The organism is Stieleria sp., assembly GCF_041595215.1.
Lineage (GTDB): Bacteria > Planctomycetota > Planctomycetia > Pirellulales > Pirellulaceae > Stieleria > Stieleria magnilauensis.
The window spans coordinates 1-17,532 of sequence record NZ_JBFHKV010000041.1 but is presented as its reverse complement, the minus strand read 5'-3'; the positions used below and the strand labels follow the sequence as shown (position 1 = coordinate 17,532).

General features: G+C 60.8%; 12 protein-coding genes. 5 read left to right on the top strand and 7 right to left on the bottom strand.

What is annotated here, in order from left to right:
* Positions 1-185: 185 nt before the first annotated feature.
* The 7 genes from ABX749_RS03060 to ABX749_RS03030 form a co-directional block, all read right to left on the bottom strand.
* On the bottom strand, positions 186-1,133 hold the full coding sequence (locus ABX749_RS03060; protein ID WP_372894702.1) for a transglutaminase N-terminal domain-containing protein: 948 nt from the start codon (positions 1,131-1,133) through the stop codon (positions 186-188).
* Entirely contained in the window at positions 1,130-3,685 is a 2,556-nt protein-coding gene (locus tag ABX749_RS03055; RefSeq protein WP_372894701.1) for a circularly permuted type 2 ATP-grasp protein, read from the bottom strand. The genes ABX749_RS03060 and ABX749_RS03055 overlap by 4 nt, the downstream gene beginning before the upstream one ends.
* 521 nt (positions 3,686-4,206) lie before the next feature.
* The gene (gene prmC, locus ABX749_RS03050) at positions 4,207-5,106 is read right to left on the bottom strand and encodes a peptide chain release factor N(5)-glutamine methyltransferase (RefSeq protein WP_145219838.1); all 900 of its coding nucleotides are present in this window, start codon (positions 5,104-5,106) and stop codon (positions 4,207-4,209) included.
* Entirely contained in the window at positions 5,106-6,185 is a 1,080-nt protein-coding gene (prfA, locus tag ABX749_RS03045; protein ID WP_145219836.1) for a peptide chain release factor 1, read from the bottom strand. Before prfA ends, prmC begins: the two co-directional genes overlap by 1 nt.
* Positions 6,186-6,362: 177 nt before the next feature.
* The gene (gene rpmE, locus ABX749_RS03040) at positions 6,363-6,602 is read right to left on the bottom strand and encodes a 50S ribosomal protein L31 (protein WP_095740899.1); all 240 of its coding nucleotides are present in this window, start codon (positions 6,600-6,602) and stop codon (positions 6,363-6,365) included.
* A 374-nt stretch (positions 6,603-6,976) separates the two neighbouring features.
* The gene (locus tag ABX749_RS03035) at positions 6,977-7,477 is read right to left on the bottom strand and encodes a fasciclin domain-containing protein (protein WP_372894700.1); all 501 of its coding nucleotides are present in this window, start codon (positions 7,475-7,477) and stop codon (positions 6,977-6,979) included.
* 361 nt (positions 7,478-7,838) lie between these two features.
* The gene (locus ABX749_RS03030) at positions 7,839-8,834 is read right to left on the bottom strand and encodes an NAD-dependent epimerase/dehydratase family protein (protein ID WP_372894699.1); all 996 of its coding nucleotides are present in this window, start codon (positions 8,832-8,834) and stop codon (positions 7,839-7,841) included.
* A gap of 296 nt (positions 8,835-9,130) precedes the next feature.
* On the opposite strand from ABX749_RS03030, the gene ABX749_RS03025 reads away from it, so the two are divergent.
* From ABX749_RS03025 to ABX749_RS03005, 5 genes are all read left to right on the top strand, one after another.
* A complete protein-coding gene (locus ABX749_RS03025) occupies positions 9,131-12,445 on the top strand; it encodes a tetratricopeptide repeat protein (protein ID WP_372894698.1) in 3,315 nt (1,104 codons plus the stop codon).
* A 2-nt stretch (positions 12,446-12,447) separates the two neighbouring features.
* On the top strand, positions 12,448-13,470 hold the full coding sequence (locus ABX749_RS03020; protein ID WP_372894697.1) for a MotA/TolQ/ExbB proton channel family protein: 1,023 nt from the start codon (positions 12,448-12,450) through the stop codon (positions 13,468-13,470).
* A 3-nt stretch (positions 13,471-13,473) separates the two neighbouring features.
* On the top strand, positions 13,474-13,896 hold the full coding sequence (locus tag ABX749_RS03015) for a biopolymer transporter ExbD (RefSeq protein ID WP_145219832.1): 423 nt from the start codon (positions 13,474-13,476) through the stop codon (positions 13,894-13,896).
* 236 nt (positions 13,897-14,132) lie between these two features.
* Positions 14,133-16,886: a prenyltransferase/squalene oxidase repeat-containing protein gene (locus tag ABX749_RS03010; protein ID WP_372894696.1), complete on the top strand. Its 2,754-nt coding sequence runs from the start codon at positions 14,133-14,135 to the stop codon at positions 16,884-16,886.
* A 236-nt stretch (positions 16,887-17,122) separates the two neighbouring features.
* A partial coding sequence (locus tag ABX749_RS03005) for a hypothetical protein (protein WP_372894695.1) occupies positions 17,123-17,532 on the top strand: 410 nt, incomplete at its 3' end.

Here is a 17,532-nt window from a genome sequence, read left to right as displayed (position 1 = left end):
GGCGAACCGTGTTGCTCTGTTCAACCCCGCCTGGGCAATGCTGTGAAGCATTTATTCCCTGCGTTTGACAAGGTGTTCGCGGCAGGGCGCAAGCCCTCCGGTCCCTCATCGGTCTCGGAACACCGGAGGGCTCGCGCCCGACCGCTAAAAAATGCTTCACAGCGTTGCCGCCCAGACACCAACACTCAACCGGCACCGTTTGGACCGGACGCTTGGGATGTCCGTTCTCGGGGCTCGATCGGTTCCACGTCGACGCTGACTTTCAGCGTGTTGGTTCCGCCGCCCAGGACGACGCCGCGCATCGGGCTGACGTCATCGTAATCACGTCCGATGCAGACGGGGATGTGGTCGGTTCCGACCAGGCAGGCGTTGGTCGGGTCCAGTCCCAGCCAGCCGATCGTGTCGCCGGCGAAGACTTCGACCCAGGCATGGGATTCGTCGCACCCGACCAGTCGTTCTTTGCCCGGCGGCGGCAGCGTCCGCAAGTAACCGCTGACGTATCGCGCGGCCAGACCCATCGCGCGGAGGCAGGCGATTTCGACGTGGGCAAAGTCTTGGCAGACCCCGGCGCGAAGCGTAAACGCTTCTTTGGTCGTCGTCGCGACCGTGGTCGCCGTGGTGTCGTATTTGAAATCGGCGTTGATGCGGCGTGTCAGATCGAGTGCCGCGTCAATGATGTTCCGCCGCGGTGTGAACGAACCTGCCGCGTACTTGGCAAACGGGTCGGACGGTGTGATGCGTGGCGAGCCGAAGCGATGTTCATCGATCATCGGTCGGCGGAGGTTGTCCGGGCTGGTCGCCAGCGGCGTTTCCCATTCCGGTGACGGTTGGGTCTCGGTCGTCATCTGCGCCGACACGGCGACGATGCTCTCGACGTCGACGGTCAACGATTTGTGGATCGCTTCGATCGAAAACGTGATCACCCGATTGCCGAAATAGTCGATGTGCTCGTCCCGGCTGGTCGGCTCGGGGGCGATCGACAACTCCGTCCGCTCGCAAGTCACATTGCCACCGGTCACCGGTTGCATGCGAACCTGGTTTTGGCACACCGCGACATTGTTGCTGTATCGGTACTCGGTCAAATGCCGAACACGGTAGCGAATCTGTGAGTCGTCGTTCTCGTTCTCGCTCATCGTCCCGTCCCGGTGAGGAACTGTCTCGATTCGGTATGGATCAGATACCGGGCGTTGATGCCTTCGGCGAGTCGGGGCAGGTCGGCGGCGACATGTTCGAGTACCGATTGGAGTTGTTCGAGGGTGCCGTCCTCGCTGGTTTGTGACAATTCGATCGGATCGGCCGTGGTGATGCGGTATTGCAAGTCCAGCACGATGCGTTTGATCGCGTCGAGTCCGACGGGGCCTTCGGTCGAGGGCAGTTTTTGGAACAACGTGGCGATGTGATCGAGTTGAAATCGCAGCGAACGCGGATTCGTTTCGTCGGTCACCAGCAGATCGATCACCGGTGCCAAGCGGACCAGGTTCTTGTAGCGAGAACGATAGGTCACGATGCTGTCGGTGACTTCCAAGACCGCTTCGCAAACCGGTTTGCCGTTGTCGGTCGGCGGGCACAGGGTCGCGGTCAGCAGTTCGCAGAGGTGTTCGGCGCGTTCGAGTCGGCGGCCCAGTTCGAGGAATTGCCAGGCATGAGTGCGAACCAGACTCTCGTTGGTCAGTCCAGCCAGTGCTAACAGGTCGACGATCAACCGGTCGACGCGTTCGATCGCTTCGCCGATGCCGATCGAGTTGGCTCCCGACGGGGTGGTCGCGCCGGTGGATTGGGTCAATTCCGCGGTGGCGCGATGCACGATTCGATAGGCTTCCGATGACAGGCGCCCACGGACGGCGATCGTGTTGTGCATCACCGATTCGAGCGTGCGGACGAGTCCGCGAGGCTGTCCGCGGTCCAGCACCGACAGCGGCAGATTCTGTTCGACATGAGGCAGATTGGCGACGAATGGTTCGACGGCAAAGCCGGGTTCGATTTGTCCCATCGAGGCCAGCGTGCGAACCAGACGTTGGACTTCGGCCAGCGTGTCCCAGTGTTCCTCGCCGGCGATCCGCGCCAACGTCGTCCGCATCACCCGCGAGATCGCTTCGGCGCGTTCGGCGTAGCGGCCGAGCCAGTACAGGTGCTCGGCGACGCGGCTTGGTAATTCGTCACCGCCGCGGCGCAGTCTGATCACCGTCTCGGAATCGGGAAGCAGCGTTTTGTGTTCGTCGACCGGCACGTCGCTGGTGACCCAGCAGTCCTGCGTCATCTGCCCGCTGATGGGTGACCGCGACAATTCCAATTGGTCATATCCGACGCGGGCCAGTGCGCCCGGCAGGACGGTGACCCCGTCGCCGGTCAGCAGTTGAAAAGACCGCAACGTCGTCTTCTGGGGTTCGATCTGTTTGCCCGTCCAGACCGGTGTCTTGCTGAATTGCAAACGTTCCTGCGCCACGTAGTCCGACGGTTTGGCGCTGAGGCGTTGCAGGAAGGCCTCGCGATCCGGCGGCGACAACTCGGACAACACGATCGCCGATCCACCCGAGACGGCGAACGCGTTTCGAAAGTTCAGCGAATCGAGATGCTCCATCACGTAGCTGCGGTGGTTCGGGTCACCGCACCAGTACGTCGGTGCCGCGGTCAGTTTTAATTCGTCGCCAAAGAAGAATTGGTGTGCCTTGTCCAGGTAGGGCAGCAATGCCGGCGTTTGGACGAGCACGCTGCCGATCGTATTGACCACCGCGACGCTGCGGCGGCGGACACAGCGGAGCAGACCGGTGACGCCTTCCCCCGACGCCGGATCGAGTTCCAGCGGATCACAGCGTCGATCCGAAACGTGTCGCCACAAGACCTGGATCGGCTGCAACCCGCCGAGTGTTTTCAAATTCAACTCGCCCGTGCGGACGGCCAAGTCGCTGCCCTGGACCAACGTCAATCCGAGATAACGCGCCAAGTAGTTGTCTTCGAATTCACGGTAGCTGCCGCTCGGTGGCGTCAACAGCACGACCCGTGGATCGTCGCGGTGGGTGGTCGCCAGCGAGTACAGGTGGTCCTTTAGGGATTCGAAAAACGAAGCCAGCCGCAGCGTGTTGCTGCGTCGAATCAACGTCGGCAAGACACGGCTGGTGATGATTCGATTTTCCAACAGATAGCCGAGACCGCTGGGGGCGCGGGTGCGATCACCGGTGACATGCCAGACACCGTCGGCGTCCCGGGCAAGGTCGGTCGCGGTGATGTGCAGGTGTTGCTGCGACGTTTCCAGATTGTGGTACGTGCGTTTGAACGACGGATTGGCCCACAGCAATTCGCCCGGCACGATGCCTTCGCGGATCAAACGCTGGGGGCCCAGCAGATCCGCCAGGACGGTTTCCAGCAACCGCGTCCGTCCGGCCAGTGCGGTCGACAGCGTCTCCCATTCCGCGGCGCCGATCACGAACGGTACGACGGACAATTTCCAGGGGCGATTGGATTCGTCGGGGGTTTCGCTGGCGTGAAAGGTGACGCCATTCTCGCGGCAGAACCGTTCGATCGCCGCGGAGCGATCTCGTAGCTCCGGCAGGCCCAGGCGATCGATCTCCTCGGTGACCGTCGCCCAGTGGGGGCGCACCGCTCCTGCCGCATCACAACGCTCGTAATAGTCTTGGGCGTTAAGAGCGGAGTCGTTCCACAGAGAGTTGGATTGGAGCGTGGTGTTCAATCGGTTTTTTTCGGCCGCTTGGAGATTCAGAAGTCGCCCCGGATTCGTTCACAGGGCACATCGTGCGGTACATCATAGCCGCCAACGATAGATCGTCGATGGGAATGCGGTGCAAGGAGGACGCTGGCCGCAGTTCCCGCGGATTTGGTGCCGGTTGGCGCTGTTGCGTGGTCCTGCGCAATGCCGCCCACTTTCTCGCTAAGAGAATCGGCGGAACGGCGCGAGCCGGCCGGATTTTTGCTTCGGCAACGAAGGTGTTAGCGGAACGGCGCGAGCCGTCCGGATTTTTGCTTCGGCAAACAAGGTGTTAGCGGAACGGCGCGAGCCGTCCGGTTTCGGCTTGGAAACACCGTGAAAGACCGGAGGGCTCGCGCCCTACCGCTAAGACCGGAGGGCTCGCGCCCTACCGCTAAGACCGGAGGGCTTGCGCCCTACCGCTAAGACCGGAGGGCTTGCGCCCTACCGCTAAGACCGGAGGGCTCGCGCCCTACCGCTAAGACCGGAGGGCTCGCGCCCTACCGCTAAGAAGAAAGCCGGCCGAGCGAGAGGATTCTGCGGTGTCCGGCGAGATCCTTGATGAACCGCAAATCGCCGAGTTCGCTGATTTGTTCGGCGAGGTCTTCGCAGGCGTCGGCGATCATCGGGCTCAGTTCAATGATCAGCCGCCCGCCGGGCTCGAGTCGCGGATAAGCTTCGGCCATCAGCCGCTTGATGGTTTCCGTCCCGTCCTCTCCCGCGACCAGGGCCGATTTCGGTTCGTGTTCCCGCACCGAACGATCCAGTTGCGCATATTCGCTTTCGCTGACGTAAGGCGGGTTGCTGCAGATCAGATCGAACGTCTCGGGTTGCTCGACGTCGGCCAACAGATCGCAGCAGACAAAGTCGACGCGATCGGCAACCTCGTGTTGATCGGCGTTCCATTGAGCGACTTCGAGGGCCTGGGCACTGATGTCGGTTGCGGTGACTTGGGCGCTGGGCAGATGCAGTGCCAGGGCGACGGCGATCGCGCCCGAACCGGTCCCCACATCGGCGATCCGCAACGGTCGATCGCCGGCCGACATCGCTTTGGCGCAGTCGAGCGCTTCGATCACCAGGTGCTCGGTTTCGGGGCGCGGGATCAGCGTGTGTTCGTTGACGCGGAATCGCAGCGAATAGAATTCTTTGTAACCGACCAGTTGGGCGACCGGGGTTCCTTCGCCACGCCGCCGCACCAGTTCGCGAAACGCGGCCCGCTGTGCTTCATCCGGTTCTTCTTCGAACGCGGTGTAAAGTTCGATGCGGCTGCACTGTCGCGCATGGGCGAGTAGGATTTCCGCATCGAGTCGCGCCGAGCCGCTGCCGCGTTTTTGAAAGAACTCGGTCGTCCATTGCAGCAATCGCAACACGGTCCAAGGTTGTTCGGACGTTTGTGATTCAGACATTAATCGACCATGTCTCCACGGAGTTGATCTCGGTCGTATTCAATCAGCGCTTCGGTCACTGGGGTCAAGTCACCGGCCAGGATCTGGTCCAATTTGTAGAGCGTCAGATTGATCCGGTGATCGGTCAGCCGGTTTTGGGGAAAGTTATACGTGCGGATGCGCTGGCTGCGGTCACCCGATCCGATCAATCCCTTGCGTTGTTCGGCTTGCTTGGCCGCTTCCTCTTCACGTTTCTTTTCATAGATCCGCGCCTTGAGGACCCGGAGGGCTTTGGCCAGATTCTTGTGCTGACTTTTTTCGTCTTGGCACTGCACGACGATGCCGGTTTCGTGGTGGGTCAACCGGATCGCGGATTCCGTTTTGTTGACGTGCTGACCGCCGGGGCCGGACGCGCCAAATTTATCGACGCGATAGTCGTCTGCCTTCAAGTCGATTTCGACGTCTTCCGGTTCGGGCATGACGGCGACGGTGGCGGCACTGGTGTGGACGCGGCCTTGGGTTTCCGTTTCGGGGACGCGTTGGACGCGGTGCCCGCCCGATTCATACGCCAGGTCGCGATAAACGCTGTCACCTTCGAGCGTCAACGTGATGTCTTTGAACCCGCCCATGTCAGAGGGGCTGCTGTCCATCAATTCGACTTTCCATTTTTTCAGTTCGGCATATCGGCGATACATTTCGAACAGATCGCGAGCGAACAGCGCGGCTTCTTCGCCACCGGTGCCGGCGCGGATTTCCATCACGCAGCGGGTGCGGTGGCTGTCTTCGCCGCCGATGGTCATCGACAGCAGGTCTTCCCAGAGCGTTTCGCGTTGTCGCCGCAGGTCGGCCATTTCGGTTTCGGCCATTTCACGTTCTTCGCTGTCTTCGGCCGCCTCTGCCATTTCTTTGCAGCCGGCGATTTCGTTGCTCATCCGCTTGAATTCGCGATATTTGCCGGCCAGCCGCGCCAGTCCGCCGTGTTCGCGCGCCGTCGCACTCATCCGCGCGCCGTCACCGAGTACTTCGGGGTCCGACATGTCGCGTTCAAGTTGCTCGAACCGGTTGAGTTTTTCTTCCAGCAGGTCGCGGATGGTGCTCATGGTCGCAAACAGTCCGTTTGGGACTTCGGGGGGGCAGGATTCGGAGAAGAGAATCGAAGAAAAAAACCGCATGTTCCTGCCGGGGGGCGAGGACCATGCGGTTGGCGTAGCCTGTCGTCAGCACGCTGCTGGCGCCCGAGGGGGGTGCGGAGCGGTCTGGCGGCGGAAATGAACCGGCTATTTCTTTTTGCCTTTTTTCTGCAAACTGCCGTACGAGCCGGCGGCGAATTTCTTCTGGAATTTATCGATCCGGCCGGCGGTGTCGACGAATTTCAGCTTGCCGGTGTAGAACGGGTGACAGGCGTTGCAAATATCGACCTTCAACTCGCCGCCGCGGACGGTGCGGGTTTCAAAGGAATTGCCGCAACCGCAGCTGATCGTGGTCGCTTGATACTTGGGGTGGATGCCTTCTTTCATGGCATTTCTCTCGTTGTTTTTGGGGTGCAAGCGGGCCTGGCTGGCGTACAGAACCGCGAAGCCCCACAGAATAGGCAATCAGCCCCCGGTTCGGCAAGGGCTCTCGCAGAAGCATCTCAGCACGCGGCGTGACGGCCTGTTGATCGAATCAGCCGTTTGGCGCGAGCCCACGGGCCCCGGTGCGTATTCTTGTGGATGATGCCCGTACGCTCGCGCGATACGGCTAATCCCACGTGCGATCGGATTAAATCAACAGGCGCCAACGCGTCCCGCTGGGGTGGTGGTCATGGGGGCGTTCGAACGAACGAAAACTCCGTCGGCAAAAAATGCCGACGGAGTTTGCTTTCGAACGATTGCTCTCAAGCCGAATGGATTCAGCTCTTGGGCAGAATCACGGTGTCGATGACGTGGATCACGCCGTTGGACGAATTGATGTCGGTCTTGACGACCTTGGACTTGCCATTGAGCACCACGCCACCGTCTTTGACCTTGATCTTGATCGGCGAGCCTTGCACGGTCTTGGCATTACTGAGTCCGACGACGTCCTTGGCCATCACCTTTCCGGGGACGACATGGTAGGTCAGGATGCTGACCAACTTTTCCTTGTTCTCCGGTTTCAGCAGGCTTTCCACCGTGCCTTCGGGAAGCTTCGCGAACGCTTCATCGGTCGGGGCGAACACCGTGAAGGGGCCTTCACCGGAAAGCGTTTCCACCAAGCCGGCAGCCTTGACGGCGGCAACCAAGGTGTTGAACGACTTGGCCGCGACGGCGTTCTCCACGACCGTCTTGTCGCAGGTTCCGCATCCGGCGAACGCTTGAGCACTGAACGAACCGGCCAACACGACTGCCAACGCAACTGCAGCAAACTTACGCATCTGGAATCTCCACAAACAGGTGAGGTGACCAACTCGGCGGCGTGCTGACAAACGGGAGTCAGCGGGGAACGGCTCGCGGCGAGACTGATTCACCAGGGTCTCTTTTTCGTGACCCATTGTGGTGAGCTGGCAAGTGCTCGTTGAAAGTTTTTTGAGTTACAGCGTCCGAAGGCCCCGCGTTAAACGCCAAAGGCCAATGCCGCCAAGTGAGGCGTCGTTTGCTCCGGTTGGGGCCCGTAGGCTCGCGCCAAACGGCTGATCATCAATTGACATCAGCCGGTTCACGCCAGCGCGAGCGGCGCCCCTCAATGTCGATTGAGCGGTATTGGGCTCGCGCCAGACGGCTGATCATCGTTTGACGTTAACGCATCGAGTCGGCGACCGAGTCGATGATGGCGTCCAGGTCTTTGGTCGGGGCGTAGCCGATGGTTTCAGCGATCCGGGTCAGGTCGGGAACCCGGCGACGTATGTCTTCAAAGCTTTCGTCATAGGCGTCGGAGTAGGACCGGAAATCGATCTCCGCCTTCGGGTTGACTCGCTCGATCACGCGTTTGGCCAGGTCCAGGATCGACACCGGGGTGTCGCTGCCGATGTTGTAGACCCGCCCATGGGCCTGCGGGGTATCGACCAACTTGACGACCGCGCCGACGACATCGTCGACGTGTGCGAAACATCGGATCTGGGCACCGTCGTCATGGACCACCAGCTTTTCGCCTTTCAACGCCGCTTCGACGAATCGGGGCAGCACCATGCCGTACGCACCGGTTTGGCGTGGACCGACGACGTTAAAGAACCGTCCCACCACGACCGGCAACTGCTGCTCCTTGTAGAACGCCAACGCCAAGAATTCATCGATGGCTTTGGACACGCCGTAGCTCCAACGAGGCTTGGTCGTCGCGCCGAACACCAAGTCGTCTTCTTCGGACCAGACCGGTTTGGGGTTCTTGCCGTAGACTTCGCTCGTGCTGGCGATGAAGCATGGGATCCGCGCTCCCCGTCGCGCTCGTTCGCCCAATCGGTCCAGGATCAACTGGGTCGGATAGACGTTGCGTTCGATCGTTTGGATCGGTTGCTTGGCGATCAGAGCGACGCCCACCGCGGCGGCCAGATGGTAGACGCTGTCGGCGCGGCCGACGACTTCCGCCACCAACCGATCGTCTTCGACCGTCCCCTCGATGTATTCCAAGTTCTCGTGATCGATGATCGGCGCCAGGTTCTTTTGTTGCCCGGTCGACAGGTCGTCGACGATCAAGACCTTGTCCCCCCGCGCGAGGAGTCGCTGTGCGAGGTGCGAGCCGATGAATCCGGCGCCGCCGGTGATCAAGTGGGTGCTGCCGGGGGAGCTGAGTTGCGTCACGTCAAAATCACTGTGAAATTGTATAGGTGTCCTTCACGACTACTGCGAAGCTTACTGATACGTCGCCAGGGACGCGAACGGTTCACTGCGGAAGTGTCCAGATGGGAAAACGGCGGGAAATGCGACGATTTGGCACGCGTGTGCCGAATCAACAGGCATTACGACCGACTTTTCGGACTGGGCAATCCCGATGGCGAACTATCGACTGAATCGACACACCGTTAAACTGTGGACGATGTCGTCGCTGTCTTTCGGACTCCTCTGGCCCCCACGTCGCCGTGCGTTCTGATTCTTCCTTGCAGTCTTCTGTCCGTGCGATTGCTGTTCGCTTGCTGGTTACCCTGGCGTTGTTCGTGCCCGCGACGGGGCTCGGATGCGCGGCGGTCGCGATCACCCTCGGGGTCTCGGTCGGCACGCGTGCCGGGGCGGCGGAATCGACCGAGGCGTCGATTGCGCTCTACGCCGATGCGGCCAATTTTCAAACCGGCGGTGCGATCGAATTGGCGATCCAGAACTGGAAGAAGTTTCTGGAGATGTATCCCGATGATGATCTGGCATCCAAAGCGGCGCACTATCTGGGCGTCTGCTACATGCAGAAAGAAAATCCGGATTATGTCGCCGCAGCCGAGGCCTTCGGTGTGGCGTTGCAAGACAAAACCTATGAGCTTCGAGAGGAGAGTTTGGCGAATCGCGGTTGGTGCTTTTACGCGTCAGCCGGTGACGGACCCCAACGTGACGCGGCGCGATTGAAACAGACGATCGAAACCTTCGAGACGCTCCGCAAAGAGAACCCCAAGAGCGCCTACATCGACCGCGCGTACTTTTACAGTGGCGAAGCGGCATACGGGTTGGGCGATCGATCCCGCGCGATCGATTACTACAACAAATTCTTGTCGCTGCCGGCGGCCAAGGATTCGCCGCTGCGATGTGACGCGTTGTACGCCTTGGGCATCGCGCACGAAGAGCTGGAGCAAACCGATAAAGCGGTCGCGTCGTTTCAGCAATTGTTGTCCGGTTGTGTGGACAGTCCCCTGGTCGTCGACGTGCATTTGCGAATGGGCGATCTGAGGATCATGCAACGTGGCTTTGATGCCGCGGTCACCTCGTTCGACAAAGCGATTGCGGCGTCGAAGGAAGATGCCGATACCAGCTACGCGATTTTTCGTCAGGCGTACGCGCTGGTGCAAAGCGGCAAGCCGAAGGAAGCCGCCGTCGGTTACGACCGACTGCAACGAGAGTTTCCCGATTCGCCTTACGCCGCCAACGCCACGCTGGCGTCTGGGCAAAGCCTGTATCGTGGCGGTGACATCGATGAAGCGGCGACGCGATTTGAAAAGGTGCTGACACAAAACAACCCGGTCGCGGCGACCGAGGCGGCGCACTGGTTGGCAAGGATCAAACTGACCAAGGGTGATCCGGCCGCGGCCGTGGCGATCGCCAAGCGACAGATCGACGTCGGACTGGAGGGTGACTTCGCGATTGACTTGCGCGTCGATTTGGCCGAAGCGTTGTCGATGAACCCGGCAACGGTCCAAGAGTCCATCGACGTGGCTGAAGCGGCCTATCGCGACGCGCCTGCCGACGCGTTGGCACCCCGCGCCCTCTACAACGCCGCGTTCTCTGCATTGCAAGTCAACCAGTACGAGCGGGCGGGAAAACTGGCCGGTGAATTTTTACAGCAGTTCGCTTCCGACCAGCTCGCCAGTGATGTTCGTTTTATCGTCGCCGAAAGCCAGCTTTTTCTCGGCCAGACTGAAGCGGCGCTGGACAGCTATCGGCAACTGCTGCGCGCCGCTTCGGCCGACCACGCGCAACGCCCCGTGTGGGTCTTGCGGACCGCCGTCGCGATGAATGCAATGAAGGCATTTGACGAAAGCATCGCGCTATTGAAAAAAGAGTACGAGAGTTTTTCGCAAGCGTCGCAAAAAGCCGAAGCCCAATTCTTGGTCGGCCAAGCGCACTTGATGTCCAGCCGACCGGCTGATGCGGCGGAGTCGTTCGGCCGCGTCACCGAAGTGGCGTCGGATTGGCCGCGAGCCGGAGAGGCCATGCTGCTGCAAGGCACCGCGCTGCTGTCATCGGGGCAAGGCGACCGAGCCAAAGCCACCTGGGAAACGTTGATCGGCCGCGACCCGTCGTCCGCGATGGCCGATCAGGCCCGTTACAAGCTGGCTCAACTCGCCAGCACGACGGGTGACTATGACCAGGCGGTGAATTTGTACAGCCAGATCATCGACGCCGACCGTGACGCGGGGCTGATCCCCTACGCACTGTACGGTCGTGGTTGGTCGCAGATGCAACAAGGCAAACACGCCGAAGCAATCCAGTCACTCGACAAGATTCTGAACCAGTCGCCAGGCCATGCACTCAGTGACGATGCGTTGATCGCGCGAGGCATCTCGCACCGGACCCTGGGCGATCTTTCCTCCGCTCAATCGGATCTGAAGAAGTATTTGGAACTCGGTCCGACCGGAGTCAATTTGGGGCATGCGCTTTACGAGTTGGCACTGGTGGATCAAAAGCAGGGACGCCCTGCCGACGCGGCGGAAAAGCTGCAGCGTTTGGTCGACGAAGTCCCCGCCTATCCCGCGATGGATAAAGTGCTCTATGAACTCGGGTGGTCGTTGCGTGAGTCCGGCCAGGACGAGCAAGCCGTCGAGCAATTTCGTCGCCTGTTGAAGGAGTACCCCGACACGACACTGGCTGCCGAAGCGGCTTACTTCGTCGGACAGCAACGGTATTCGGCCAGCGATTGGGCAACCGCGGCAACCTATTTTCAGCTCGCCGCGGAAAAGACCAGCGATGACGCGATGAGCGAAAAATCGTTGTATCGTCTCGGTTGGTCGCTGTTCAAACAATCCAAGCTGGACGAAGCCCGACAGGCGTTCGCCAAACAGGTCGAAAAGCATGCCACCGGTACGCTGGCGATTGACGCGCGGATGATGGTCGGTGAGTGTTTCTTCGCGGCCGAAGCGTTCGCCGAGGCGCTGGAGTCTTACACCAAGGGGCGGCAACAGATTCGCGACGCCAACGAGAACGCCGATTCGCTACGCGATGCGGCCGAGCGACAGGTCCGCGAATTAATTTTGTTGCACGGAGGCCAGTCCGCGGCGCAACTGAAACGCTGGGATGAAGCCATCGGCTGGTACGACGAACTGAAGGAGCGTTTTCCTGCCACGGCCTACTTGCCGCAAGTGTTTTATGAAACCGGGTTCGCTTATCAGCAAAAGAATGATCTCGACAAGGCACTCAAATACTTTGGGCAGGTCGCCGAACAGTATCGCCGTCGCGAGGTCGGTGCGCGGGCCCGTTTCATGATGGGTGAAATCCATTTTGGTGAAAAACGATTCGACAAAGCGATCCCCGAGTTCCAAAGCGTGATGTTCGGTTTCGGCGGCGACAACGCGCCGGCGGAGATCAAGAATTGGCAAGCCAAAAGCGGGTTCGAAGCGGGACGCTGCAGCGAGCTGCTGATGCAGACCGCCAGAACACCGGATGCAAAAAAACGATCGCGTCAGTTCGCGACACAGTTCTATCAGTACGTCGTCCAGAAACATGCCGGACACGAACTTGCGAAGAAATCCGCCGAGCGTCTGGAGGCGTTGCAGTAGTCGTGACTTCCTATCCGATAAACCCGAATCGACAGGAACGCGCGAAGCAAAAACGCATCGCGTTGATCTGTCTGGGTGTGGTCTTGTGCGCGGGATGGCTGTGCGGGTTGGCCGACTCGCCCCAGGCGATGGCTCAGGCGGAGCCCGAACCGCCGATCAATGCCGCCGACATCCAAGCGGTCATGAACGCCGAAATCGCGTCCGAGGAACCGCCGCCGGTCGCTGAACCGACGGGCATCGACATGTTGTCGCTGATCCTCCGCGGCGGACGGTTCATGATTCCGATCGGATTGATGAGTCTGTTGGTTGTGACGCTGGCCGTCGAACGACTGCTCAGTCTTCGCCGTGGCAAAGTCATGCCGCGGCGTCTCGTCCGCGAACTCCGTCGGCTGGCCGATCCGGTCGAGTCGTTTGATCCACCGGCCGCCTACCAGGCGTGCTTACAGCATCCGTCGCCGACGGCCAGCATCGTCGGAGCGATGTTGATGCGAACCGGTCAACCGCTCGGTGAAATCGAACGCACCGCCACCGAGACGATCGGACGGGAAGCCGATCGCTACGCGTCGCCGGTCCGCTGGCTGACGCTGGCCGCCGCCGCAACGCCGCTGATGGGATTGCTGGGAACGGTCTGGGGCATGATCGTCGCGTTTCATGAGTCCACTTCGCTGTCGGCCGATCGTTCCCGCAGTGAACAACTCTCCGAAGGGATTTACACGGCGCTGGTGACGACCCTGGCGGGATTGGCTGTGGCGATCCCCGCGGCGATCTTTGCCCAATACTTGGAAAACCGGATCGCCAAACTGTTTCACAGCATCGAACAACTGGTGTTTGACTTGGCACCCGGCTTGGCCCGCTTTGACGGGCGCCGGCGGTTGGATTCCGATGGCACGCTGATCCCGATTCAGTATGTCGATTCACCGGGCAACGCCGTCACGCCGCCCCCGCCCTCCCCTCCCCCGCCCCCGCACGCGACGGCATCGTCCGCCGGCGTGGCGGAGTCCGGCAACCAAGCCAAGGCGAGTTGACCGATGGCCGTTCAAATCAAACGCTCCAGTGTCGCCGGGACGCTCAGTCTGACCCCGCTGATCGACGTGGTGTTTCTGCTGCTGATTTTCTTTCTGGTCACCAGCGAGTTCGAAGAGGAAGAACGGCGTTTGGATATCGTGTTGCCGACGGCGACCAGTGCGGTCCCGATGATCGGCAAGCCCCGTGAGATCGTGATCGATATCGACCAGGCCGGTGAAATCTATCTGCGCGGACAAGCGACGTCGTTGGCCGATCTGGAGAAATTGCTCAAAGCGAGCGTGGCGTCCAACCCGACCAACCAATCCGCCGTGATCCGGGCCGACCGAGGAACGTCGTTCCAACCCGTCGTCAGCGTGATGGATGTCTGTAACCGTAGCGGCATCAGCGACTATTCCGTCACGACACAAGAAGGCCCGGAGGGGTGAGGTTTAAGTTTTGAGTTTCAAGTTTCAAGTTTCAAGTTTCAAGTTTTGAGTTTTGAGTTTTGAGTTTTGAGTTTTGAGTTTTGGAATCAGTTCCAGCTATTTTCCTGTCACCCATTTTCTTGTCTCTCTTTTTCTGCCTCCCATTTTTCAGTCACCTGCCTACTCCTACCTGCCAACTTGCTTGAAACCTGAAACCTGAAACCTGAAACTTAACCGTTTGCCGCGGGGCGTTTGATTTGCATTTAGATTCCGACTATGACCGTCCACTTGTCGAGAGCACACCGGCCGATTCGGGGCGGATGTGGCCGCTGGACTTGTCGGTCGTCACGTTGGCCGGATTGGTGCTGTTTCTGATCGCCACGCCGTTCCGGTTTGACGATCCCCGCTTGCTCTACAACGCGACGACGTATCTGGTCGCCATCGTTTGCGTTGCGGTGATTCTGTCCTTGGTCTTACGTGCGATCACCTCTCGCTTCTTGCGGAAAGCGATCCTGCTGGGCTTGCTGTTCAGCATCTCGGTCCACCTGTTGCTGTTGATTTTTGCGATTCATTACGTCGTCTTCGCGGCCTACCAACCGCTGGCGTCCAAGGGAGAAAAACGCGAACGGACGCCGATTCGAAAGACCATCCCCGAACACATCTTCCAGGCTCCGAAGGAATCGAAAGAAACACCGGACTGGTCCAAGCCGGTCGATGCGGAAACCAAGTCGCGTGAGATTCCCAAGGAACAGCGACAACTGCCACCGGTGGAGCGTTCCCAGCCACGCTTGGAAGTCCCCAAGCCTCGGCAACCGGAAAACCAACCGATGCAGAAGTATCTGATGGAGCGGAGTCAGCCCAGCGCGGCCGAACCGATGCCGGCCGACTCGCCGGGCAAATTGGCGCGGCGCCAGAACAATCAGTCGGCACCCAATCCTCGATCCGAGCCGATCGATGTGCCGTCGGAATCCCCGGAGACGACACGCCCCGTGCAGGCCGCACCGTCCGAACGCCAACTGGCCGATCGTGCGTCGCCGCGGTCAGCGCGGCAGGCGCCGGCACGCCTGGACATGCCGGCCGTCGCGCCGCAGCCGAGCGAATCGATCCGGGCGACCCAGTCGACGCCTTCGGCGGCTTCCTTAAGTGCGCTCGATGCAATGCCGACGATCGGCGACGCGGGGCTGGAACGCGCCCGGCGTTCGCGAACCATCGCCAAACCCTCGGCGGTCGCCGGTGCCGCACCGGCGCCGGTCGTCGTCTCGATCGCGCGGACCAGCGACGATGCGTCGATGATGCTGGCCCCGACGGACATTCCCACCGATCGCCGTGGCGAGACGACGGGGGCACAGATCACCGACGGTCCCGCGCCGAGCTTCATGGCCGAAACGACCGATCTGAGTCCCACCGGTGGTGCGACGGTCGCGCGGAGCACCCTGTCGGCCGCAGTCGGGGCGCCCAACGTCAATGCCGGGCCGGCCACTCGAGCTCCGGGGCGGGCGCGTCGCATGAACGTGACGTCGGGAACATCACCGATGGGATCGATCAACCCTGCCGAATCGGTACCCGCCAGCGCCGCGGGCATCGCCGGTTCGGGCATGTCGGATCAACTGGATGATCGGTTGGGAGCCTCGGATCCGGCGGTTCGCCGCGAAACCGAAATGGGTGGCGCGGCAACGAACGATTTGGCCCCGGCCGGCGCGCCCGGCATGGCGCTTGATCTGTTGGCCGAACTCGGGCCCGTCGGGATCAGCAACACACCGGCGCCGCTGGCCGGTTTGCTGCCCAGTGACGTGCAGCCGGAAATCGCGGTCATGGAACTGCCCCGAGAGGCCAGACCGCGACGCCAAGTCGGCGGGCCGGCCACGCCGGCAGGCACCAAGATCGCCGCGGTCGAATCCTTTTCGCGACGCGTGATGCGAACCAGTGGCGGTGCGGCGTCGAGCGCGCCCGGGATGGGCGGTCCGGCGACCGAAGAAGCCATCGAACGCGGGTTGGCGTATCTGGCCAGTATCCAAAACGAAGACGGTAGTTGGTCGTTGCAGGGGCATGGCGATCGAGTCTTGCTGCGCAGCGACACCGCCGCGACCGGTCTGTGTTTGTTGGCCTTTCAAGGCGCCGGCTACACCCACACGCAACACCAATACGCCGGCACCGTCAGCAAGGGGCTGAAGTTTTTGCTGGACAACCAACGCACCAACGGAAACCTGTATCGCAGCGAAAACGAAATGAGCGACCGCAACGTGATGTTTTACAGTCACGGGATCGCCGCCCTTTCGCTCTGTGAAGCCTATGGAATGACCCAGGATCGCGAACTCCGTCAGGGTGCCCAAGAAGCCTTGGACTACATCATGGCCACCCAGCATCGCAGCCGCGGCGGTTGGCGCTATTCACCCCAGGTCAGCAGCGACACCAGTGTGACCGGATGGATGATGATGGCGCTCAAAAGCGGTGACCTGTCGGGGCTGCAAGTGTCACAGGATGCCTACGACGGGATCGACCTGTGGTTGTCGCTGGCACGCGAAGAGGGATCGGATCGTTTGGATCGATACCGATACAATCCGTTCGCCCCCGACACGCCCCAGCAGCGCCACGGACGTTTGCCAACCCCGACGATGACCGCCGTCGGCATGCTGATGCGGATGTACAACGGTTGGAGCCGTGAGCAGCCGGCGATGCAGTCGGCCGCCGAGTACTTGCTGAAATATCCGCCCCAACTCGGTGAACGACGCCGCCCCTTGCGCGACGGATACTATTGGTACTACGCCACGCAGTTCATGTTTCACATGGGCGGTGATTACTGGGATCGCTGGAACCGGCACCTCAACCCGTTGTTGCTGGAAACGCAGATCAAGGTCGGGCCGGAAGCGGGTTCCTGGGACCCCGAGCTGCCGATCCCCGACCGCTGGAGCGCCCACGCCGGCCGGGTCTACGTGACGACCATGAACCTGTTGAACCTGGAAGTCTATTACCGGCATCTGCCGATCTATGAAGACACCGCCGCCAAGGAGTGACGCTGCCCGGCGACGTCCGCTCTCCATTTTTGGACCAACCCATTTTTTGACCACGCCTTCTTTTGGCATCATTTGGTCGCCGTTTTGGCCGCGGTGGTGACGGCCTGTCGATTTAGCGGTATTGGGCATGCGGTGCCCCTCGCTTGATGCGCGACGTTACCCTGCCCGGCTAGACAACCTCGGAGAATACAACGCCGTCCAAACACCAAGCCGCCTGCCCATTCGATCGTCCCGCCATGAACCGTCGACTTCGCCGTACCCTGTTTCCCGCCGTCATCTTGGTCTCTCTGGCGATGATGACGCGAGGTGACGCCGCCTCCCCGCATGACGTCGTCGCGGTCACGGCGTCCAACCCCGTCTTGCACGGTTTAGAACTCAAAACCTCGCTCGACGCCGAGCGACGGTGGGTGAATTTTCGCGGACCCAAGTTCTATTCGGCTCCGCGAGACCCGGCCCAAGGCGAAACACCGAGCTATTTGAATTGGTACGAGATCCGCAAACCGCCCACTGAAGCGGTCAAAACCATTGAATTAAGCGACGCTTACAGCGGATCGGAGACGTTTTCGGTCGGGCTGGGCCAACCGGCGTTTTATTTGATTCCGGCTCAGACGATCCAGGACGGACCGCCGGCCGACATCCCCGACTC